We start from the raw sequence: 21,236 nt of genomic DNA on the forward strand, positions 1-21,236 counted from the left end.
GGGGTTGTGGGGTTTGGGGTGGGGGGGGTGGGGGGGGGGAGCGGGCGCGGGGGGGGGGCGGGGCGCGGGGGGGGGGGGGGGGGGGGGGGCCGCGCCCCCCCCCCCCCCCCCCCCCCCCCCCCCCGCGCACCCATTGCCACGCCCTCCGGGCGCGAGGAGGCTCGGCCGCGCGGCGATGCCGCAGGGGCGTCGTCGCTTCCCGGGAGGAGTGGTGACGTGTACGCCCGATCGAACACCGCCCACGGCGACCCTCGACGCATGGACGACGCCATCGCCTACATCCGCGACGAGGTACTGCCTGCCGTCCGGGCCATGGACGGCAACATCGGCCTGTCCATGCTCTGCGACCACGACTCCGGCCGGTCCATCGTGACCAGCGCCTGGGAGTCCGAGGCGGCGATGCGCGCCAGCGCCGAGCAGGTCCGGCCGATGCGGGAGCGCTACACCCAGATGATGGGCGCGCAGGTGGAGGTGCACGAGTGGGAGATCGCCGTCCTCCACCGGGTGCACGAGGCGCCGGAGGGCGCGTGCACGCGGGTCACCTGGACCCGCACCGACCCCGCACGGGTGGACGAGGTCCTCGACGCCTACAAGATGACGCTGCTGCCCAAGTTGGAGGACATGGGCGGCTTCTGCAGCGCCAGCCTGCTGGTGGACCGTCGTGAGGGGCTGGGCGCCGGCACGGTGACCCTCACCGACCGTCAGGCGCTGGCGGACTCGCGGTCCATCGCGCAGACCAACCGCGAGCACTTCACCCGCGCGATGGGCATCGACGTGCTCGAGGTGGCCGAGTTCGAGCTCGCCGTGGCGCACCTGCGGGTGCCCGAGACCGTCTGAAGGAGGGCCTCCCTGCCCCCGCCCCTCGCAGGCTCGCGGCGGGCTCCTGCAGGGAGGCCATCCGGGGCCGGCCGTGCCGGCCGGCCCTGGTCAGCCGCTAGACGACCCGGGTCAGCGCCGGCCAGAGACCGTCGCCGCCCTCGGCGAGCAGCCCGACGCCGAGCACCCGCGACCAGGTCAGCTCCGACCCGGCCTCGTCGCGCCAGGACCACAGCCGCCGCGTCAGGTGGTGCAGCCTGTGCTCCTGGGTGAAGCCGATCGCGCCGTGCACCTGGTGCGCCAGCCGGGCGACCACCTCGACCGCCGCCCCGGCGCGCACCTTCGCCGCCGCCGCGGCCAGCACGACGTCGTCGCCCCGCCCGAGCGCCTGGACGGCGGCGTCGACGAGCGCGCTCACCGCGGTGACCTCGCCGGCCATCTGCGCGAGCTGCATCTGGACGGCCTGGAACTTCGCCAGCGGGCGGCCGAACTGCTGCCGCTCCCCCGCGTACTGCACCGTCCACGCGAGCACCTGCTCCAGCGCCGCGGCCAGCTGCACCGCCCGCGCCAGCGCGTACCGGGCCCGTACCTGCCCCGCCCGCGCCGGGGTCAGCAGCGCACCTGACGCGGGCGCCCCGCCGAGCACCAGCGAGCCGCGCGGCTCCCCGGCGAGGTTCCGCGCGTCGCTGGTGGCCAGCCCCTCGGCGTCGACCAGCGCGAGCACCGCGCCCTCGATGCCCTCGGGCGCCGCGGCGAGGACGGCGACGTGCCGCGCCACCCCGGCCCAGGCCACGTCGGTCGCGGTGCCGGTCAGCACCCAGCGCCCCGGCCCGTCGCCGTCGTCCGACGGCTCGGCGGTCACCGCGCCGGCGACCGCCAGGGTCAGCGGCAGCGCCGGGTCGGGCAGGTCCAGGTCGGCGTCCAGCAGCGCCGGCCCGGCGGCCATGAGCTGCTCGGCCACCGGCACCGCCCCCGCGCCGGCGGCCAGGGTACGGACGACGGCCACCACGTCGGCCAGCTCGCCGCCCGACCCGCCGGCCTCCTCGGGCAGCCCCACCCCGGTCAGCCCGGCCTCGGCCAGGTCGGCCCACAGCCCGGCGTCCCACGCGGTCTCCGCGGTGAGCGCGAACGGCTCGTGGCTGCCGAGGATGTCCCGGACGGTCTCGACCACGAGGTCCTGGTCGCTCATCGCAGTGCTCCCTGGCTCGACCCCGCGCGCGCTCGTTCCCCGCCGCGGTCCCTCACTCGCTGTCGTCATCGCAGCCCCAGCCCGCGCGCCACGATCCCCCGGAGGATCTCGTTGGTCCCGCCCCGCAGCGTGTAGCCGGGCGCGTGCAGCTGCGCCTCGGCCAGCGCCCGCCCCAGCGGGTCCGGCGACTCCAGCGACGGCGTCACCTCCACCACCCGGCGGATCTCGTCGACGACGTCGGCCTCGAACGTCGTCCCCACGTCCTTGACCAGCGCCGCGGGGATGTCGGGCAGCTCGCCGCGGTCCAGGGCCGCGGCGATCCGCAGCGAGAGCTGGCGCAGCGCCAGCAGCCGCGCCGAGAGCCGGCCCAGGGTGCCCAGCTGCGCGGCGTCGCCGGTGTCGCACGCGCGCCGCGCGAACTCGGCGATCAGCGGGTAGGTCGACAGGAACCGCTCGGGCCCGGACCGCTCGAAGGCCAGCTCCGCGGTCACCTGGTGCCAGCCGGCGCCCTCCTCCCCGAGCAGCATGTCGCCGGGGACGACGACGTCGTCGAACACGACCTCGTTGAAGTGGTGGCCCCCGTCGAGGATGCGGATCGGGTTGATGGTGATGCCCGGCAGCGACAGGTCGACCAGCAGCTGGGACAGGCCCGCGTGCCGGTGCGCCGGGTCGGCCGGCGAGGTGCGCACCAGCACGATGCCGTAGTGCGACAAGTGGGCGTTCGACGTCCACACCTTGGCGCCGGTGACCACCCAGTCGCCGTCGGCGTTGCGCGCGGCGCGGGTGCGGATCGAGGCGAGGTCGGAGCCGGAGTCCGGCTCGCTCATGCCGATGACGAAGTAGCACTCGCCGGCGGCGATCCGCGGCAGGATCGCCTGCCGCTGCGCCTCGGTGCCGTAGCGCAGCAGGTTCGGCCCGGACTGCCGGTCGGCGATCCAGTGCGCCGCCACCGGCGCGCCCGCCGCCAGCAGCTCCTCGGTCACCGCGTAGCGCTCCATCGCCGAGCGCTCGTGGCCGCCGTACCGCTTCGGCCAGGTCATCCCCAGCCAGCCACGCTCGCCGAGCTTGCGGGAGAACGCCGGGTCGACGCCGGACAGCCACGTGTCGACGTGGGTGGTGAAGGTGCCCGCCGCGCGCTCCTCGGCCAGGAACTCCCGCACCTGCGCGCGGACCTCCTCGGCGGCCTCGGACGGCGGCGCGGGCGCCAGGGTCAGCGGACTGCTCATGCGGTACGACTCCCCACGTCGGTGTGGCCGTGCCCCCTGGTTCTACAGGGCGGCACCGTGGGGAGCGCGGTCGGCTCCGGCCCTGATCACGGAGGTGGTGCAGGCCCGCACGGCGCGTCGCCGCATGTCGCGTACCGCGAGCGACGAGCCCGTGATCAGTTCGTGGACGGCGGCGGACCGGGCAGGTCCGGGGTGTCCTCGTCCTCGTCCTCGTCGTCGCCCGCCGCACCCGCCCCCTCGACGTCCTCGGCACCGCGGGTGAGCTGGCGCAGCTCGGAGACGACGTCCCCGGCCACCGTCGCCAGGGAGGTGACCGCGCCGGACACCAGCCGGCGCACCCCGGGGGCGTCCAGGCCGAGCAGCGCGCCGAACCCGGCGGCGACGTCCACACCCGGGAAGGCGCCCGGCACGCCGACCGCCCGCGCCTGCCCGTCGGCCAGCTCCGGCGACCAGCGCATCGCGTCGCCGGACATCGTGATGTCGCCGGTGGCCCCGTCGATCGACTCGGTCACCGGGTTGGGTCGACGCTCCATGGCCGCCTCCCGCGCCGCACGTACCCTGCGCCGATGGTCGCGCGCGGGCGCACCGGGCGCCAGGGGCGTCGGGGTGTTCAGGGACGGCGCGTGATCGCCAGCAGCGCGATGTCGTCGGCGCGCACCCCGCTCGCGAGCTCGGCCAGCAACCGGTCGCACAGCTCGTCGGGGTCGGTCGTGGCGGCCCGGACCGCGGCGTCCTGCAGCGCGGCCAGGCCCTGGTCGAGGTCGGCGTCCCGGCTCTCCACCAGCCCGTCGGTGTAGAGCAGCAGCGTCGCGCCCGGGGCGAGCACCCCCGCCCACTCCACCGCCGGGCCCGGTGCCGGCGGCGCCCCGAGCATCCGGCTGGGTGCCACGTCGAGCAGCTCCGCCGTCCCGCCCGCGACCAGCAGCGGGGACAGGTGCCCGGCGGAGGCGATCCGCAGCCGGCCGCTGCCCGGGTCGAGCGTCGCGAACAGCGCGGTGGCCATCCGCTGCAGGCCCAGCAGCGGCCAGCCCGCCTGCAGCCGGTCGATGACCGCGCTCGGCGGCGGCTGGTCGCCCAGCTGGGCCCGGTAGACGCTGCGCAGCTGCCCCATGACCGCGGCGGCGGTGATGTCGTGCCCGACGACGTCCCCGACGGCCAGCGCCACCTGCCCGCCCGGCAGCGGGACGACGTCGTAGAAGTCGCCGCCGACGTCGGCGCCACGGCTGGCCGGCAGGTAGCGGACGGCCGCCGCCAGGCCCGGGACCGGCGGCGGTGGGGGCGGCAGCAGGTTGCCCTGGAGCGTGTGGGAGGTGCGGGTCTCCAGCTCCAGGCGCTGGGCCTTGTCCACCACCTGCGACACCTGCAGCGCCAGCTGCTCGGCCACCTCGACGTCGGCGGGGGTGAACGGCCCGCGCCGCCGGTCGCTGCACAGCGTCACGACGCCGAGCACGCGGCCGTCGGCGAGCAGCGGCACGCACACCAGGTTGACCAGCTCCAGCGTCCGGGCGATCTCCAGGTGCCGCGGATCGGTGGTGATCTCGGCCAGCCACCGGTCGGTGACCTCGCGGATCCACACCGTCCGGCCCAGCTCCATCGCCTGCACGCTGGGGTGCTTCGCCCCGCGCTGCGGCAGGTGCCGGTCCTCGAGCTCGGCCACCAGCTCCCGCCGCGCCGGGTCGCGGTGCCGCGCCGCCGGCCGCGTCGCCCCGCGCTCGGTGGTCAGGTCGATGACGCACAGGTCGGCCAGCCGGGGCACCGCCAGCTCGGCGAGCCGCTCCGCGGTCTCGGTGACGTCCCCGGCCGAGGACATCAGCCGGGCCGCGTCGAGCAGGAACGCCGACCGCTCCGCCGCCCGGGCGGTCTCCTCGTGCAGCCGCACCCGTTCCACCGCGAGGCCGGCCTGGCGCCCGACGGTGGCCAGCAGGTCGGAGTCGGCCTGGCTCAGCCTCCCCCGGTCACCCGGCGCGGTCAGGTCGATCAGGCCGCTGTCGCCGGTCACCCCGAGCAGCAGCACTAGGGCGCCGAGGTGCCGCGAGTCGGCGTCCACGGGGACGACGACCAGTGCCTCCTGCCCGTGCTCGTCCATCGCGGCGGCGAGGGCCGGCCAGACCGCACGCAGCCCCGCCCCGCGCGGCACGGTGTGCACCCCGCCGTCGCGGACCAGCTCCGCGCCGAGGAGCGCCGCGGCCTCCATGGCCTCCAGCAGGTCGTCGGGGATCCCGTCGACGGCGGCCAGTTCCAGCGGCGGCACGGAGGGCTCGTCCCGCCGGCTCGCGCGGCGCTCGGCGGCCAGCCACAGCGCCGCGCCACTGGCCCCGACCGCCTCCCGGCTGCGGCGGACGATGACCTCCGCGACGTCCCGCGCGGAGGCCGCCGCCGACACCTCCGACACCACCTGCTGCAGCGTGTGCGCCCGGCGCTCGGACTCCGCGGCCGAGCGCTGCGCGGCGAGCAGCGCCTTCTCGTACCGGCGCCGGGACGTCGCCTCGAACACCGTCGCGCGCACCAGCAGCGGTGCGCCCTTGTCGTCGCGCACCTCGACCGCGTTGAGCAGGCACGGCAGCAGCGACCCGTCGGCCCGGACGACGTCGAGCGCGACCTCGCGCACCATGCCCTGCATGCGCAGCAGCGGCGCCAGGTGGGTCTCGTAGAACACCCGCCCGCCTATGCTCAGCAGGTCCTGGAAGCGCACGCCGATCAGCTCGCCGGCCGACCGCCCGGTCCACTCGCAGAAGGTGTGGTTGGCCTTGACGACCCGCCCGTCGGGCAGCGCGGAGAAGTAGCCGCACGGCGCGTTCTCGTACAGGTCCGCCGGGTCCTCCTCGAGCAGCCGGCGCAGCCCGGCAGGCCCCTCGCGGGGGTCCGGTCGCCGCGGCTCGTCCATCGCGGGGCTACCCGAGGAAGGCCCGGATGGCGGCGACGGTCTCCTCCGGCGCCGACAGGTGCGGGCAGTGTCCGGTGGCGGACAGCAGGGTGAACACGCTGCCGGGGACCTGCGCGTGCACGTAGCGGCCGACCACCTCGGGGGCGATCGCGTCGTCGGTGCACTGCAGGACCAGCGTGGGCACGCGGACGCCGGGCAGGTCGGCCCGGTTGTCGGAGAGGAAGGTGACGCGGGCGAACTGCCGGGCGATGTCGGGGTCGGTGCGGCAGAAGCTGTTGGTCAGCTCGGCGGTGAGCTCGGGCCGGTCGGGGTTGCCCATGATCACCGGGGCCATCGCCGCGGACCAGCCCAGGTGGTTGCTGTCGAGGGAGTCCAGCAGCGCGACGATGTCCTCCCGCGAGAAGCCGCCGGTGTAGCCGTCGTCGTCGACGTAGCGCGGGTTGGGCCCGACCATCACCAGCGCCCCGAACAGGCCGGGGGCGCGCGCCGCGGCGAGGACGCCCATCATCGCGCTCACCGAGTGCCCGACGAAGACGACGTCGTCCAGGGCCAGCTCGCGGCAGATCTCGACGACATCGGCGGCGTACCCGTCCAGCGACCCGTACTTGACCGGGTCGTAGGCCGACAGGTCCGAGCGGCCCGAGCCGACGTGGTCGAAGAGGACGACGCGGTGGTCGACCGCGAACTCCGGGGCAACCAGGCGCCACATCTCCTGGTCGCACCCGAAACCGTGCGCGAAGACCATCGGACGCCCGTCCTCGACCCCGCTCACGCGGACCCGGTTCCGGGCGATCACGCTCACCGCCGCAACGTAACCGTCCGGGGGCGGTCCTGTCCCTCCTCCGTCCGCGAGTCGTGACCCGCCGGTCGTCCGGACCGGGACCGAGACCCCTGTCGCGCAGGGCCCCGCCGTCCCTACGCTCGGCAGTGGTACGGACCCCACCCTCCCGAGGTGCACCATGCCCGCCGCCGCGGCGCTCTCCTCCCCTCCCGCCCTGAGCATCGCGCCCGTCACCGCCCCGGCCTCCTGCCCGGTCGAGTCCGAGCTCGTGCTGCACCGGCTCGTGCGCCGCGAGCTGCGGCTGCTGGCCGAGCTGTCGGCGCGGGCGCCCGCCGGTGACCGCGACCGCACGCGCACGCTGACCCGGCACGCCGACCTGCTCGGCCGTCTGCTGCTGCACCACCACGCCACCGAGCGCGACCTGCTGTGGCCGGCGCTGGTGCGCGCGGCGCCGACCGCGCGGCCGGTGGTGGAGCGGTGGGCCGGCCGCGTCGCCGGCCTGGACACCCGGCTGCGCGACCTGTCCACCGCCGCGCGGCAGTGGGCGGTCGCGGCGTCGGACAAGGCGCGCGACACCTTCACGCTGGCCTGCTTCGACCTGGCCGACGCCGTGGACGCGCAGACGGCCGAGGAGGAGCGCGACCTGCTGCCGCTGCTCGGCCGGCACCTCTCGTCCGCGGCGTGGGCCGAGGTGATGCGGGCGGTGCGCTGCCCGCTGTCGCGGCGCGAGCGCTCGCTGGTGCTCGGCCTGGCGCTCGAGGACGCCTCCGCCCGCGACCGGGCCCGGCTGCTCGCCGGGCTGCCCGCGCCGGCCCGGCTGGCCTGGCGGCTGGCCGGACGGCGCCGCTACCGCGCCGCCGTCGTCCGGCTGCGGGGAGAGCCGCCCGCCCAGTGAGGGGGCAGGTCCGCCGTCAGTAGCGGGACGTGCCGCAATCGGCGCAGCGCTTGCGTGGCGGCAGGGTCTCCCGCTGGCAGTTGGGGCAGGTCCAGGCGCTGCGGTCGATGCGCGGGCGGCTGCGGCTGCGCGGGCTGCGCAGGCGCTGAGGGTCGGTCCGGATGTCGGTGGTCGTCGGGCTCACGGGGCACCTCCTGGGGTCGCAGGCCCGACGGTAGGCAGCCGACGTGTCACGGAGATGACCTCCGGGTTGCGGTTCCCGCCCGTTCCGCGTGTCTCGCGACACCCCGCCCGGTCGCCCCTCACCGGGCCAGCAGGTCGCGGACCGCCCCGATCACCTCGCCCGGCGTCAGGCGGCCACCGGCCACTCGGGTCGGCACCGGTCCCCGAGGCGGGCACCCCGCCACGAGGGGTCGCCGACGGCGGCGACATGCAGTCCCGGTCACTGCCCCGGCGGGAATGCCGGGGCACCATGGACGTTCGTCTGTTGCCGCAGCCGAGTACCGACAGAGAGACGTGCAGTGCCGACGACGCACCCCGAGGTCGTGCCCCATCCGGAGATCGACGCCGAACAGCAGTACGTCAAGGAGCTCTACGGCCGCCTCGACGCCGCCCGCGACCTGGCCGAGCGCCGGCTGAAGCAGGCCATCGCCTGGCCCGCCGTCGACCCGCAGGCGCTGCAGGAGCGCGACGCCACCGTGCGCTTCCAGACCGAGCGGGTCACCGCCCTCGACGCCGCCGAGGCGGGCCTGTGCGTCGGCCGGATCGACCGCACCGACGACGGCCCGCTCTACATCGGCCGCATCGGGCTGGCCGCCGACGACGCCGGCGGTGACCCCGCGCTGGTCGACTGGCGGGCGCCGGCCGCGCGGCCGTTCTACACCGCCACCCCGGTGCACCCGCTCGGCGTGGCCCGCCGCCGGCACATCCGCACCCGGGGGCGCACCGTCGTCCGGCTGGACGACGAGGTGCTCACCGACGGGGTCGCCGGGTCGGGGCTGACCGGGGAGGCCGCGCTCATGGCCGCCCTGGACACCGCGCGCACCGGCCGGATGACCGACATCGTGCGCACCATCCAGGCCGAGCAGGACCGGATCATCCGCGCCGACGACCGCGGCGTCCTCGTCGTCCAGGGCGGGCCGGGCACCGGCAAGACCGCCGTGGCGCTGCACCGGGCGGCCTACCTGCTCTACACGTACCGCGAGCGGCTGGCCCGCCGCGGCCTGCTCGTCGTCGGCCCCACCCCGACGTTCCTGCGCTACATCGCCGACGTGCTGCCCTCGCTCGGCGAGACCGGCGTGCTCCTGGCCGGGCTCGGCCAGCTGCGCCCGGGCCTCGACGCCCGCGGCACGGAGCCGCCGGAGACCGCCGCGGTCAAGGGCCGGCTGGAGATGGTGGAGGTGCTCGAGCGCGCCGTCGGCGGCCGGCAGGTCGTGCCCGACGCCCCGCGCGAGGTGACCGTCGACGGGTTCGCGCTGCGGCTGCGGCCGATCGACGTGAGGCGCGCGCAGAACGCCGCCCGCAAGGCCGAGCGGCTGCACAACCTGGCCCGGCCGGTGTTCACCCGCCGCATCGTCGACCTGCTGACCCGGCGGTACGCCGAGCGCATCGGCGCCGGCATCGACGCCGCCGACCTGCTCGACCGCGAGGACACCGCCGCGCTGCGCCGGGAGGTCGCCGAGGAGCCCGCCGTCCGGCTGCTGATCGACGACCTGTGGCCGGTGCTGACCCCCGAGCGGCTGCTCACCGACCTGTTCGCCGACCCCGCCCGCCTCGCCGCCGCCACCCCGGGGTGGGACGACGAGACCCGCGCGCTGCTGCACCGGCCTCGTCCTACTCCCACCCACCCAGCGGCGTGGACGCCGGCCGACGTCCCGCTGCTGGAGGAGGCCGAGGAGCTGCTCGGCTTCGACGACAGCGCGCAGCGGGCCCGCGCCGAGCGGGACCGCCGCCGCCGGCTGGCCGAGGCGCAGGAGACCCTCGACGTGCTGCACGGCTCGCGCTCCATCGACCTGGAGGACGAGCACCTGGAGGCCGAGGTGCTCAGCGCCGGCGACCTCATCAGCGCCGAGGAGTTGGCCGACCGGCAGCGAGCCCTCGACACCCGCACCACCGCCGAGCGGGCCGCCGCCGACCGCACCTGGACCTTCGGGCACGTCGTCGTCGACGAGGCCCAGGAGCTCTCCCCCATGGCCTGGCGGCTGCTGGTCCGCCGCTGCCCGACCCGCTCGATGACCGCCGTCGGCGACCTCGCCCAGACCGGCACCCTGGCCGGCGCCGCCGCGTGGGACGAGACGCTGCGGCCGCACGTCGGCGACGCGTGGCGGCTGGAGGAGCTGACGGTCAACTACCGGACGCCGGCCGAGATCATGGCCGTCGCCGCCGACGTCCTCGCCGCGGGCGGCACCGGGGCGAGCGCGCCGCGCTCGGTCCGCCCGGGCACCGCCGAGCCGTGGGCCGAGGTGACCGGAGAGGAGCGGCTGGCCGCGCGGGCCGCCGAGGTGGTCGCGGAGCGGGCCGGCGCGGAGGGCACCACCGCCGTGGTCGCCCCGGCCGGCCGGGTCGCCGAGCTCACCGCCGCGGTCGCGGCGCGGGTGGACGGCGTCTCGTCCGGCCCGGACGCCGACTCCTCGCGCGGCCCGGTGGTGCTCACGCCGGGCGAGGCGAAGGGCCTGGAGTTCGACGCGGTGCTCGTCGTCGACCCGCAGGGGGTGCTCGACGAGGGGGTGCGCGGCCACAACGACCTTTACGTGGCGCTCACCCGCGCCACCCAGCGGCTCGGCGTGCTCTCCCCCGGCGACCTGCCCGCGGAGCTCTCCCGCCTGGCGTGAGAGAGGACCCCTGCCCCCCGCCACACGCACGCTCGCGGCGGGACCCTGCAGAGGGGCGGATCAGCGGGGGAGCGTGTCGCGGTGGCGGGTCAGCCCCTCGACGACGGCGGCCAGCGCGCCGGCGACCAGCACCAGACCGGCCCCCACCCCGACCAGCGGGACGCCGCCCATCGTGTGCCAGTCCAGCTCGGCCCAGACCATGCCGACGACGAGCGCCAGCAGACCGACCACGCCCACCAGCGGCGCGAGCCACCTGCCCATGTGTCCCCCTCGTCCGTACGGCCCTGCGATGACACCACGCGGCACCGACAGCCGGTGCCGCCTCCGGTGCGCCGATGACGCAGCGCGACCGGATCGGTTCAGTCGGTCCCGCGGACCCGCAGCACCACCCCGCTCGCCGGCTTCGCCGGGATCCGGCGCAGCGAGATCGACAGGTCCTGCTCCGGGACGTCGGCCTGCAGACGGGCCAGCCGTCCGGCCAGCGCGGACAGGACGGCGACGGTGACCTGCTCCCCCGGGCACCGGTGGCCGGTGCGCGGGTCGCCCGCCCCCTGGGGCACGAGCTCGAAGGCGCCGATCTGGCGGTCGAGGAAGCGCTCGGGCCGGAAGGCGTACGGGTCGCCCCACAGCTCGGGGTCGTGGTTCTGGCCGTAGAGGTCGAGCAGCACCATGGAGTGCCGCGGCACCCGCTCGCCGTCCCACTCCACCTCGCGCGGTGCACGTCCGCCGATGAACGGGGCGAACGGGTAGAAGCGGCGCACCTCGTGCGCCCAGGCCTCGGCGAAGGCGGGCTCGCCGGAGGCCAGCCACCCGCGGTACCGCGGCCAACGGGCCAGGGCGTGCCCGGAGAAGGCGAGGAACCAGCTGATCGCCACGGTGGGGCGGACGACGTTGAGCACCTCCACCGCGGCGGTGCGCGCGTCCAGCCGTTCGCCGTCGGCGTCGCGGTGCCGGGAGACGACGTCGACGACCGAGCCCTCCGGGACCGTCGCCGCGCCGCTGCGCACCTCCTCGACCAGCGCGGCCAGCCAGGCCTCGCGGCGGCCGCGGGCCCGCCGGGCCCGCCAGTGCCGGGGTCCCGCGGTGGCGAAGCCGTCGACCATCGCGGTCAGGTCCCGGGCCACCGACGGCACCTCGTCGTCGGACAGCGGGACGCCGGCCCAGTCGCACACCGCGCGGGTGAGCACCGCGGCCGCCTCGTCGAACAGCACGACCTCGCCGCGCTCCACCCAGCGCGGCACCGCCGCGTCCCAGGCGGCGGAGGCGCCCTTGACCAGCGTGGCGATCCGGTCGTCGTCCATCAACAGGGACACGAACACCGCCTTGCGGGTGCGGTGGGTCGCGCCGTCGAGGGTGTGCACCGCGCCCTTGCCGAACAGCGTCCCCTGCACCGGCTCGGGGATGGCGTGCGAGCGGCGCACGTGGTCCTCGTCGTAGACGAACCGGGCGGCGTCCGGGCCCTCGATGCCGAGCACGGGCAGGCCGCCGAGCCGGACGGCCACGGTCCGGCGGCCCCGGGCCCGGCGGGCGTCGGGCAGCCAGCCGTAGCCCCTGGCGGCCAGGAGCGGGCTGTTCTCGAGTCGGGGTCGGCGCACGGGGACCCCCTGCCCCGGACGGCGCCCGCTCACACGAAGGACCCCGTCCTCCTCACCGTGGGAGGACGGGGTCCTCCCCACCCTTCGCGAGCTCAGGGCAGGGCCCGGGACGGGGCCGCGGCGAGCCTCTGGACGGGGCCAGGGCGGGACCCTGCAGAGAGGTGGCTCCCCGTTTCACCCCGGGCGTTGCTGCTGCAGGCGGTCGTCGCGCGGGACGCTGGCCGCGTCCGTCGGGGGTTCGCCCGCCGGGCACTCCTGCGAGCCCAGCCGCCGCAGCAGCGCGACGACCTCCCCGACCGCCGACGACGACGCCCTCTCGGGCACCGTGCGCTCCACCTGCTGCAACGCCTCGGCGAGGACCCGCTCCTCGGCGGAGAGCATGCCGCGGTAGGCGGGGTCGAGCAGGTAGCCGGTCGGCGGGGTGGACAGGCAGCCGATGCAGTCCAGCAGCACCTCGAGCAGCCGGGCGGCCTCGGCCGGCGGGGTGCCGGACGGCGCGATCGCCACCGTGTGCACGTCCTGCTCCCACAGCCGGGCGCGGGCCGGGTCCTCCCGCAGCGCCAGGACGGTGCCGCTGCGCCGCCGCGGGCCCGAGCCGGTGCCCTGGACGGCGCTGCGCACCTGGTGGGCGATGCGGATCAGGTCGTCGTCCTGCATCGAGGTGCCGACGAAGAGCACGTGCCGGGTCAGCAGCAGCGAGTGCAGCACCCCGGCCAGCGCCGCGCGCGAGTCCCCGAACTGCAGGTACTCCTCGCGGGTCAGCACGATGCTGTGCGGGTGGGCGGCGTCGCCGTGCAGCTTGAGCAGCCACGGCCGGCCGGGCTCGGCGTCGTCGAAGGGCAGCACCGAGAGGTCGCGGCCGATGTCGGCTGCGGCGAGCTCGACCAGCGGGTCGTAGTTGGTCGTGACGAACTCCTGCACCGGCAGGTCGGCGATCAGCGCGTGCGCCAGCGCGTAGTGCCCCGGCCCGAACCGCTCCTTGACGAACGCCTCGACCTGCTCGCGGCCGAGCTCGCGGGCCAGCAGCGCGGCGGCGTCCTCGGCCGGCAGCCGGGACAGCCCGGCGCGCAGGGCGTCGTCCAGGCCGGATCGCTCGGCCAGCTCGTCGAGCAGCTGCTCCCACGTGGGCAGGCCGGCCGCGGCGCTCACCCCCGCGCCGACGAAGACCGCCAGCTGCCCGCGGCGGGCCCGCTCGCCGAGGTCCCCGGCCAGCTCCCACAGGTGCCCGGGCAGGTCCCAGCTGCCCGTCTCGGCCCGGCGCACCCGCTGCGCGGCGGCGAGGTCGCTGGGCCCCCGCAGCACCAGCGCGACGTCGAATCCGTGCTCGGCGGCCCCTTCGCGCAGCACGGGCAGCAGCCGCTGCAGCAGGGTGCCGCGCTGCCCCGCGGCGCCGCCCCAGCCCGTGCCGAGGGCCGGCAGTGCGACCAGCCGGCGGGCCCGTCCCTGCACCGGGTCGGTCACCTGCCGCTCCGCGACGGTGGCCAGCGCCGCCCGCGCGCCGTCGACCAGCCAGTGCAGCGCGTCGTCGGGGTCGCGCTCCTGCTCGTCGACGGTGTGGACCAGCCACAGCGCCCGCCCGGCGTCCCCCTCCCGGCCCCCGGGCACCCGCACCACCCGCTCGTCGCCGCGCCAGGCCAGGTCGAGGCAGAGGCCGTCGCGGTCCTCGCTGCCCACGACGTCCTCGGGCAGCAGCTGCCGCCACTCGGAGGTGACCCGCAGGGACCGGTCGGTGGGCACCAGGACGTCGTCGCACACCAGCCGGCGGAGGTCCGCTCCGACCACGAAGACGTGTCCGGTCACGGTCCCAGGGGTGCCCCGTCGGGCGGGTGGTGAACCGGTACGGAACCGGCCGCTGCCCGGCCGGGCCGGGCGCTCAGCGCGGGATGCCGCAGCCGCCGGCGCCGCAGGCGCACCCGGCGCAGGCCGCGGGCCGGACCGGTGCCGGCTGGGCGGCGACGGCCCGCAGGCTCATGGCCCCGACCAGCAGGACCACGCCGAGCAGGCCGAGGCCCAGCGCACCGACCACGGTGGCGCCGTCGGCCGCCCGCTCCCAGCCGGCCAGCAGCCCGGTGACGACCAGCAGGCCGGTGACCAGCCCCCACCAGACGAGGGCGGCCTGGCCGCTGCGGCGTACCGCACGACCGCGGCCGAGCAGCGTCAGCGCCCCGACGAGCAGCCCGGCGGGGACGGCCACGAGCAGCACCCGGCTCGCCACACCGGCGGGCCCGAACGCGACGGTGAGGGCCAGCACACCGGCGGCCGCCACCGCCCAGCCGAGACCCCGGCCCCGGCCGGCGGTCCCGGCCGCCAGCTGCCCCCCGCGCCCGGCCAGCAGCGCACCGGCGACGCCCAGGACCAGCCGCGCGCCACCGTCGGCCCAGAACACCGCCACCGCGGCGACGACGAGCAGCGCGACCCCGCCGGCCAGCCACCGGGGCCACGCCCGCCGGGCCTGCTCCGGACTCGTCCGCTCCACCGCCGTCATCGCTGCACCGCTCGCCACGGGACGAGTGTCCCCCACCCTCCCCGGCGGACCGGCGCGAGTCGTGTCACCCTGCCCGGGGTGCCGCAGGTGCGCGGCCGGCGGAGCGGGGTGCGATGTGGTGACCGAGGCCGGGCAGGCGGACGACGCGCCGCTGGCGCACCGGGCCGCGCACAGCACCGCGCTGCGGTCGGCGGCCCGCGTCGGCCTCGTCGGCTACGCCCTGCTGCACCTGCTGGTCGCCTGGCTGGCGCTGCAGCTGGCCTGGTCGGCCGGTCGGACCCGGCCGGACGACGACAGCGCCGCGGTGGACCAGAGCGGGGCGATGGCGCTGCTCGCGGCCTCCCCCGTCGGCCCGCTGCTGATGTGGCTGCTCACCGCCGGCCTCGCCGGGCTGTGCCTGTGGCAGGCCGTCGAGGTGCTGCGCCACCACCGCGCGCTCCCCGCGCCCGGCCCCGCCCGGCGGCGCGCGCTGGTGCAGCTGGCCAAGACCCTCGGGACGGCGCTGGTGTACGGCTCCCTCGCCGTCTCCGCCGCCCGGGTCGCCCTGGGCAGCGGCAGCGACCCCGCGGCGGACACCCGGGCCGTGCGCGGCGTGCTCGCGTGGCCCGGCGGCCAGCCGCTGGTCGTCGCGATCGGGCTGGTCGTGGCGGCGATCGGCGTCTACCACGTGCGCAAGGGCCTGCGGTCGGACTTCCTGGAGGAGATCGACCTCTCCACCGTCTCCCCCGCGCTGTGCGCTGTGACGCACCGGGCCAGCCAGGCCGGCTTCGTGCTCAAGGGGGTGGCCTTCGTGCTCGTCGGGGCGGTGGTGGCCTGGGCCGCGGCCACGTTCGACCCGGCGCGGGCCACCGGTCTGGACGGCGCGCTGCGGGCGGTGGCCGCCGAACCGCACGGCGGCTGGGTGCTGATCGTGGTCGCGGTCGGACTCGCGGCGTTCTCCGTGTACTGCCTCGCGCGGGCGCGCCACCCGGTCGGCTGAGAGAGGACCCCGCCGGCGAGATCGGCGATCTCGCACGGCCGCGGGCCGCCATCCGGGTGAGATCGCCGATCTCGTCACGGACGGGAGCAGTGGACCGGGCGGCGGCGGGGTATCCGCTGTGCCACGCTGGTCAGTCCGCGGGGCGGTCCAGCGGTGGAGGAGGAGCCGGCCATGGGCGGGACGACGGAACGAGCCGCGGGAGCCGCGGGCCGGGCGGGCGACAGCGACGCCCTCGAGCACCTGGCGCGCATCGGCCTGATCGCCTACGGCGTGGTGCACCTGCTGGTCGCGTGGCTCGCGCTGCAGTTGGCCTGGGGCGGCGGCAGCGGCGAGTCCGCCGACCAGGCCGGCGCGCTGGCCACGCTGGCCGAGCAGCCGCTGGGCCGCCCGCTGCTGTGGCTGCTCGCGGTCGGGCTGGTCGCACTGGCGGCCTGGCAGGCGGCCGAGGTGCTCCGCTGGCGGAGCCGGCTGTCGTCCTCCGGCGACGCCCGGAAGAAGGCCGTCGAGAAGACCGTCAAGGCGGTCGCGAAGGCGGTCCTCTACGCCGCGCTGGCCGTCCTCGCCGTCCGCACCGCCACGGGAGGCGGTGGGTCCGGGGGGCAGCAGCAGGCGACCGGGGTCTTCGGCTGGCCGGCCGGGCGCTGGCTGGTGGGGCTGATCGGTTTGGTCATCGTCGGCGTCGGGGTGTACCTGGTGCACAAGGGCGTCTCCAAGCGCTTCCTCCAGGAGGTCGACCTGGGCTCGGCCCCGCCGCGGACGACCCGGCTGGTCACCCGGCTCGGGCAGGCCGGCTTCCCCGCCAAGGGCGTGGCCCTCGGCGTGGTCGGGGCGCTGCTGGTGTACGCCGCCGTCACCTTCGACCCGGCCCGGGCCACCGGGCTCGACGGCGCCCTGCGCACCATCCTGGACGCCCCCTTCGGCCGGGTGCTGCTGACCCTGGTCGCGGTGGGGATCGCCGCGTTCGGCGCCTACTGCTTCGTCCGCGCCCGCTATCCCGAGCGGACCTGATGGAGGACCCCCCTGCCCCCCACCCCTCGCGGCCCCGTCCCGAGGCTCGCCGGGCGCCTGCGAGCGATGAGGAGGGGGTCCTCCCGGGGGTCCTTCTCCTGCAGGGGGGCCGGATCCACCGGCTGGTCGAGTCCGCCCGCGGGGTCACCGACCACCCGGTGCTCGAGGCGGTCGCCCGCGTGGGCCTGGTCGCCTACGGCGTCCTGCACCTGCTCATCGGCTGGCTGACGGTCCAGCTCGCCCGCGGCAGCACCCGTGTCGACGCCGACCAGACCGGCGCGCTGCAGGCGGTCGCCGGCACCCCCGGCGGCACGGTGCTGCTGTGGCTGATCGGCCTCGGCATGCTCTCCCTGGCGCTGTGGCAGGCCGGGGAGGTGCTGCTGTGGTGGCACGGGCTGCTCGACCGGGAGCACCGCCTGCGGACGGCGTTCGTCTGCGTGAAGTGCCTGGCGAAGGCGGCCGTCTACGCCGTGCTGGGCGCGACCGCGCTGCTGTTCGCCCTCGGTCTGGAGTACGAGGCCGACGAGCGGTTCCGCGAGCTCACCGGCGAGACGCTGGAGCTCACGGGCGGCGCGGTGCTGGTGCACGCCGTCGCCGCCGGGGTGCTGGCCGTCGGGCTGTACACGCTGGTGCGCGGGCTGACCGGTGGCTTCATGAAGGACATCGACCTGCCCGCGGCCCCCGACCGCTGGGAGCCGGTGATCGAGGCGGCCGGCCGCGTCGGCTACGTCGCCAAGGGGATCGCCTTCGGCCTGGTCGGCGTGCTGCTGTGGCGAGCGGCCACCACCGCCGACGTCTCCACCGCCACCGGCCTGGACGGCGCGATGACCGCGATCGCCTCCGTCGGCGCCGGGCCCTGGCTGCTGGGCGCGGTGGCCGCCGGTTTCGCCGCGTTCGGCGGGTACGCCCTCGCCCGCGCCCGGTACCCCGACCGCGACCCGTCGTCCTGACGCCCTGCGGCGATTTCCGCAGGGATCGCCGGGCGCCGTCAGGCGCGCGGGCCGCCGGCGACGTAGACGACCTGCCCGGAGATGAACCCGGCGCCCTCGCTGACGAGGAAGGACACCGTGTGCGCGATGTCCTCCGGCCGGCCGGCGCGCTGCACCGGGATCGCCGCCGCCCGCTCGGCCACGTACTCCTCCCAGTCACGACCGATGCGCGCGGCGGTCGCCTTCGTCATGTCGGTGGCGATGAAGCCCGGGGCGACGGCGTTGGCGGTGACGCCGAACTTCCCGAGCTCGATGGCGAGGGTCTTGGTGAAGCCCTGCAGCCCGGCCTTGGCGGTGGCGTAGTTGGCCTGGCCGCGGTTGCCCAGCGCCGAGGTGCTCGACAGGTTGACCACCCGGCCCCAGCAGGCCTCGACCATGTGCTGCTGCACCGCCCGGGTCATCAGGAACGAGCCCCGCAGGTGCACGTGCATGACGACGTCCCAGTCGGCGTCGGTCATCTTGAACAGCAGGTTGTCGCGGGTGACCCCGGCGTTGTTCACCAGCACCACCGGCGGGCCGAGCTCGGCGGCGACGCGCTCGACGGCGGCCCGCACCTGCTCGGCGTCGCCCACGTCGGCGCCCACGGCCAGCGCCCGGCCCCCGGCGGCCTCGATCTGCTCCGCCGTCCCGCGGGCGTCGTCCTCGGCCAGGTCGACCACCGCCACCGCGAGGCCGTCCTCGGCCAGCCGCCGCGCGGTGGCGGCGCCGATGCCGCGGGCCGCGCCGGTGACGATCGCGACGCGCTGGCCGGTGGGTGTGGGCATGCGGCGACTCCCTGAAGGGGTGGTCCTCTCTCAGACGCGCTCGAAGAGGGCGGCGAGGCCCTGCCCGCCGCCGATGCACATGGTCTCCAGCCCGTAGCGGACCTCGCGGCGGGCCATCTCCCGGGTCAGCGTGGCCAGGATCCGCCCGCCGGTGGCGCCCACCGGGTGGCCCAGCGAGATCCCGGAGCCGTTGACGTTGGTCCGCTCGAAGTCCGCGTCGGTGAAGCCCCACTCCCGGGTCACGGCCAGCACCTGGCTGGCGAAGGCCTCGTTGAGCTCGATCAGGTCGACCTCGGCCAGCTTCACCTCGGCCAGCGCCAGCGCCTTGGCCGTCGCCGGCACCGGCCCGATGCCCATCGTCTTCGGCGGCACCCCGGCCACCGCCCACGACACCAGCCGCACCAGCGGCCGCAACCCCAGCTCCGCGGCCTTCTCCGGCGTGGTCACCACGCACACCGCCGCGCCGTCGTTCTGCCCGCTGGCGTTGCCCGCGGTGACGGTGGCCTCCGGGTCGTCCTTTCCCATGATCGGGCGCAGCTTCGCCAACGTCTCCACGGTCGAGTCCGGTCGGATGTGCTCGTCGCGGTCGACGACGACCTCGCCCTTCCGCTGCGGCACCGTCACCGGCACGATCTCCTCGGCGAACCGGCCGGCCTCGACCGCGGCGGCGGCGCGCCGGTGGCTGCGGACGGCGTACTCGTCCTGCTCCTCCCGGGAGATCCGGTACTCCCGCCGCAGGTTCTCCGCGGTCTCCAGCATCCCGCCGGGCACCGGGTGGTGCCGGCCGCCGGCGGTCACCCGGCCGCGGGCCAGCCCGTCGGCCAGCAGCACCCCGGGGCCCGCCTTGACCCCCCAGCGCATGGCGTGCGTGTAGAACGGCGCGTTGCTCATCGACTCCGCGCCCCCGGCCAGCACGACGTCCGACGTCCCGGTCTGCACCTGCATCGCCGCGTACACCACCGCCTGCAGGCCCGAGCCGCAGCGGCGGTCGAGCTGGATGCCAGCGGCGGTCACCGGCAGGCCGGCGTCCAGCGCCGCGACCCGGCCCAGCGCCGGGGCCTCCATCGTCGGGTAGCAGTGCCCGAGCAGAACGTCGTCCACCGACTCCGGCGGCAGCCCGGTGCGCTCCAGCACCGCCCGGATCACCGTCGAGGCCAGGTCCTGCACCGGCACGTCCCGCAGCGAGCCGCCGAAACCGCCCACCGGGGTCCGCAGGGGCTCGCAGATGACCGCATCGCGCACGGGTGTCCTCCTCGTCGGTCGGCGTCAGCACCCGTGAGTCTGCCCCTGCGCGGCCGGCCGTGTCGCAGCGCCCTCTCCGCACGTCGCGCGCGGAGGAGTCGTCGCCTACGTAGGGTGCCGCGGTGGCCTGGAGGCGAGCGGTGTTCACGTTGTTCGCGGTCGCGGCCGGCACCAACGTCCCGACACCTCTGCTGCTGGTCTACCAGGAGCGGCTCGGACTCTCCCCCGAGGTGCTGACCGCGCTGTTCGGCTGCTACGCCGCCGGGCTGGTGCCCGCGCTGTTCCTGGCCGGCCCGCTGTCGGACCGGCTGGGCCGCCGTCGCGTCGCGCTCCCCGGCGTGGTCCTCGCCGGCCTGGCGTCGCTGGCCTTCGCGGCTGCCGGTGACTCGCTGACCCTGCTGTTCACCGCCCGCTTCCTGCAGGGCGTGGTCAGCGGCGTGGTGTTCAGCGTCGCGAGCGCGTGGGTGGCCGAGCTGTCCGCCAGCTCCGGGGAGGGGGCGGGCGGACGGCGGGCCGCGGTCGCCATGACCGCCGGCTTCTCCCTGGGGCCGCTGACCAGCGGGCTGCTGGGCCAGTTCGCCCCCGCACCGACCGTGCTGCCGTACCTGCTGCACACCGTGCTCGTCGGCGTGGGGCTGGCGCTGGCGGTGCGGCTGCCCGAGACCGTCGTCCTGCACCCGGGCGGACGACGGCCCGCCGGCCACCCCGCCGTCCCGCTGCTGCCACCGGGCAACGCCGTCCTGGCCGCCACCGTGCTGGCCCCGGTCGCGGTCTGCGTCTACGCGTTCCCGTCGTCGGTCATCTCCGCCGTGCCGCTGCTGGGCGAGCTGCCCGCCGGCGGGGTCGCGGTCACCGGCGTCCTCGCCGGGGTGACGCTCGGCGCCGGGACCCTCGTGGCGGGCCTGCAGCGCCGGCTGGGGTCGTGGACCGCCGTCGCCGGTGCCGCACTGGGCGCGGCCGGCTTCGCCGCGGCGGCGCTCTTCGTGGCCACCGGCACCTGGCCGTGGCTGCTGGCGGCGGCGCCGCTGCTCGGGGCCGGCGGCGGGCTGTGCCTGGCGGCCGGGCTCACGGTCACCGGCCGGCTGGCCGCGCCCACCCGCCGCGGCGAGCTGACCTCGGTGTTCCTGGCGTGTGCCTACCTCGGCTTCGCGGTCCCCTTCCTCATGGCGACCGCCGCCCGCTCGGCGCCGGCCTGGGTGCCGCTGCAGGTCGCCGCGGTGCTGACCGCGCTGCTCGCGCTCCGCCTCGTCCCGATCGCCCGGCGCGGTCGGCTGTGACACCGTCGTCCTCCGGACGACACCGCGGCCACGTGCGTCCCCCGGTCGCGCCAAGCCCCACGCCCCGACCACTCGTCGGGACCCTCCGGGCCCCGCTCCTCCCGGACGACGGCGCGTCACAGGCGACGACAGCGCGTCCTCCAGGAGGCCGGGCCCACGGACGACGGCGGGGGGGGGGGGGGGGGGGGGGGGGGGGGGGGGGGGGGGGGGGGGGGGGGGGGGGGGGGGTGGGGCGGGGCGGCCCCGTCGCGGTGCTTGTGAAGAACTCGAGGATG

General features: G+C 76.8%; 19 protein-coding genes. 7 read left to right on the forward strand and 12 right to left on the reverse strand.

What is annotated here, in order from left to right; genetic code table 11:
- The first annotated feature begins 258 nt into the window (after positions 1-258).
- A complete protein-coding gene (locus ACI78Z_RS22650; RefSeq protein ID WP_457038788.1) occupies positions 259-837 on the forward strand; it encodes an antibiotic biosynthesis monooxygenase in 579 nt (192 codons plus the stop codon).
- A gap of 97 nt (positions 838-934) precedes the next feature.
- Here ACI78Z_RS22650 and ACI78Z_RS22655 read toward each other — a convergent pair whose 3' ends face one another.
- The 5 genes from ACI78Z_RS22655 to ACI78Z_RS22675 all read right to left on the reverse strand — a co-directional run bounded on the left by ACI78Z_RS22655 (position 935) and on the right by ACI78Z_RS22675 (position 6,917).
- A complete protein-coding gene (locus ACI78Z_RS22655) occupies positions 935-2,005 on the reverse strand; it encodes an acyl-CoA dehydrogenase family protein (protein WP_457038789.1) in 1,071 nt (356 codons plus the stop codon).
- A 65-nt stretch (positions 2,006-2,070) separates the two neighbouring features.
- Positions 2,071-3,231 (reverse strand): acyl-CoA dehydrogenase family protein, encoded by a 1,161-nt coding sequence (locus ACI78Z_RS22660; protein ID WP_457038790.1) that lies wholly within the window; start codon positions 3,229-3,231, stop codon positions 2,071-2,073.
- 155 nt (positions 3,232-3,386) lie between these two features.
- Positions 3,387-3,764 (reverse strand): hypothetical protein, encoded by a 378-nt coding sequence (locus tag ACI78Z_RS22665; protein ID WP_457038791.1) that lies wholly within the window; start codon positions 3,762-3,764, stop codon positions 3,387-3,389.
- A 77-nt stretch (positions 3,765-3,841) separates the two neighbouring features.
- Complete coding sequence (locus ACI78Z_RS22670) at positions 3,842-6,115, reverse strand: SpoIIE family protein phosphatase (protein WP_457038792.1); 2,274 nt, start codon at positions 6,113-6,115, stop codon at positions 3,842-3,844.
- Positions 6,116-6,122: 7 nt separating this feature from the next.
- A complete protein-coding gene (locus ACI78Z_RS22675) occupies positions 6,123-6,917 on the reverse strand; it encodes an alpha/beta fold hydrolase (RefSeq protein ID WP_457038793.1) in 795 nt (264 codons plus the stop codon).
- Between the two features lie 157 nt (positions 6,918-7,074).
- On the opposite strand from ACI78Z_RS22675, the gene ACI78Z_RS22680 reads away from it, so the two are divergent.
- Complete coding sequence (locus ACI78Z_RS22680) at positions 7,075-7,791, forward strand: hemerythrin domain-containing protein (protein ID WP_457038794.1); 717 nt, start codon at positions 7,075-7,077, stop codon at positions 7,789-7,791.
- Positions 7,792-7,807: 16 nt separating this feature from the next.
- Here ACI78Z_RS22680 and ACI78Z_RS22685 read toward each other — a convergent pair whose 3' ends face one another.
- Entirely contained in the window at positions 7,808-7,975 is a 168-nt protein-coding gene (locus ACI78Z_RS22685; protein WP_457038795.1) for a hypothetical protein, read from the reverse strand.
- Between the two features lie 361 nt (positions 7,976-8,336).
- Here ACI78Z_RS22685 and ACI78Z_RS22690 point away from each other — a divergent pair, with 361 nt between their 5' ends.
- Positions 8,337-10,622, forward strand: a complete 2,286-nt coding sequence (locus tag ACI78Z_RS22690) for a HelD family protein (RefSeq protein ID WP_457038796.1) — start codon at positions 8,337-8,339, stop codon at positions 10,620-10,622.
- A 60-nt stretch (positions 10,623-10,682) separates the two neighbouring features.
- Here the strand turns inward: ACI78Z_RS22690 and ACI78Z_RS22695 are convergent, their stop codons facing one another.
- From ACI78Z_RS22695 to ACI78Z_RS22710, 4 genes are all read right to left on the reverse strand, one after another.
- Positions 10,683-10,883: a hypothetical protein gene (locus ACI78Z_RS22695; RefSeq protein WP_457038797.1), complete on the reverse strand. Its 201-nt coding sequence runs from the start codon at positions 10,881-10,883 to the stop codon at positions 10,683-10,685.
- A 98-nt stretch (positions 10,884-10,981) separates the two neighbouring features.
- A complete protein-coding gene (locus ACI78Z_RS22700; RefSeq protein WP_457038798.1) occupies positions 10,982-12,217 on the reverse strand; it encodes a cytochrome P450 in 1,236 nt (411 codons plus the stop codon).
- A gap of 174 nt (positions 12,218-12,391) precedes the next feature.
- A complete protein-coding gene (locus ACI78Z_RS22705; RefSeq protein WP_457038799.1) occupies positions 12,392-14,017 on the reverse strand; it encodes an SIR2 family protein in 1,626 nt (541 codons plus the stop codon).
- A 73-nt stretch (positions 14,018-14,090) separates the two neighbouring features.
- The gene (locus tag ACI78Z_RS22710) at positions 14,091-14,720 is read right to left on the reverse strand and encodes a hypothetical protein (RefSeq protein WP_457038800.1); all 630 of its coding nucleotides are present in this window, start codon (positions 14,718-14,720) and stop codon (positions 14,091-14,093) included.
- A 100-nt stretch (positions 14,721-14,820) separates the two neighbouring features.
- Here ACI78Z_RS22710 and ACI78Z_RS22715 point away from each other — a divergent pair, with 100 nt between their 5' ends.
- The 3 genes from ACI78Z_RS22715 to ACI78Z_RS22725 all read left to right on the forward strand — a co-directional run bounded on the left by ACI78Z_RS22715 (position 14,821) and on the right by ACI78Z_RS22725 (position 17,639).
- A complete protein-coding gene (locus tag ACI78Z_RS22715; protein WP_457038801.1) occupies positions 14,821-15,681 on the forward strand; it encodes a DUF1206 domain-containing protein in 861 nt (286 codons plus the stop codon).
- A gap of 171 nt (positions 15,682-15,852) precedes the next feature.
- Positions 15,853-16,689, forward strand: a complete 837-nt coding sequence (locus ACI78Z_RS22720; RefSeq protein ID WP_457038802.1) for a DUF1206 domain-containing protein — start codon at positions 15,853-15,855, stop codon at positions 16,687-16,689.
- A gap of 158 nt (positions 16,690-16,847) precedes the next feature.
- Positions 16,848-17,639: a DUF1206 domain-containing protein gene (locus ACI78Z_RS22725; protein WP_457038803.1), complete on the forward strand. Its 792-nt coding sequence runs from the start codon at positions 16,848-16,850 to the stop codon at positions 17,637-17,639.
- A 38-nt stretch (positions 17,640-17,677) separates the two neighbouring features.
- Here ACI78Z_RS22725 and fabG read toward each other — a convergent pair whose 3' ends face one another.
- Positions 17,678-18,442: a 3-oxoacyl-ACP reductase FabG gene (gene fabG, locus ACI78Z_RS22730; protein WP_457038804.1), complete on the reverse strand. Its 765-nt coding sequence runs from the start codon at positions 18,440-18,442 to the stop codon at positions 17,678-17,680.
- Between the two features lie 30 nt (positions 18,443-18,472).
- A complete protein-coding gene (locus tag ACI78Z_RS22735) occupies positions 18,473-19,684 on the reverse strand; it encodes an acetyl-CoA C-acetyltransferase (protein ID WP_457038805.1) in 1,212 nt (403 codons plus the stop codon).
- A 122-nt stretch (positions 19,685-19,806) separates the two neighbouring features.
- Here ACI78Z_RS22735 and ACI78Z_RS22740 point away from each other — a divergent pair, with 122 nt between their 5' ends.
- Positions 19,807-20,961 carry an MFS transporter gene (locus ACI78Z_RS22740; RefSeq protein ID WP_457038806.1) on the forward strand — a complete coding sequence of 385 codons (1,155 nt, stop codon included), beginning with the start codon at positions 19,807-19,809 and terminating at the stop codon, positions 20,959-20,961.
- Positions 20,962-21,236: the final 275 nt, after the last annotated feature.

The sequence above is a fragment of the Geodermatophilus sp. SYSU D01176 genome (assembly GCF_054050015.1).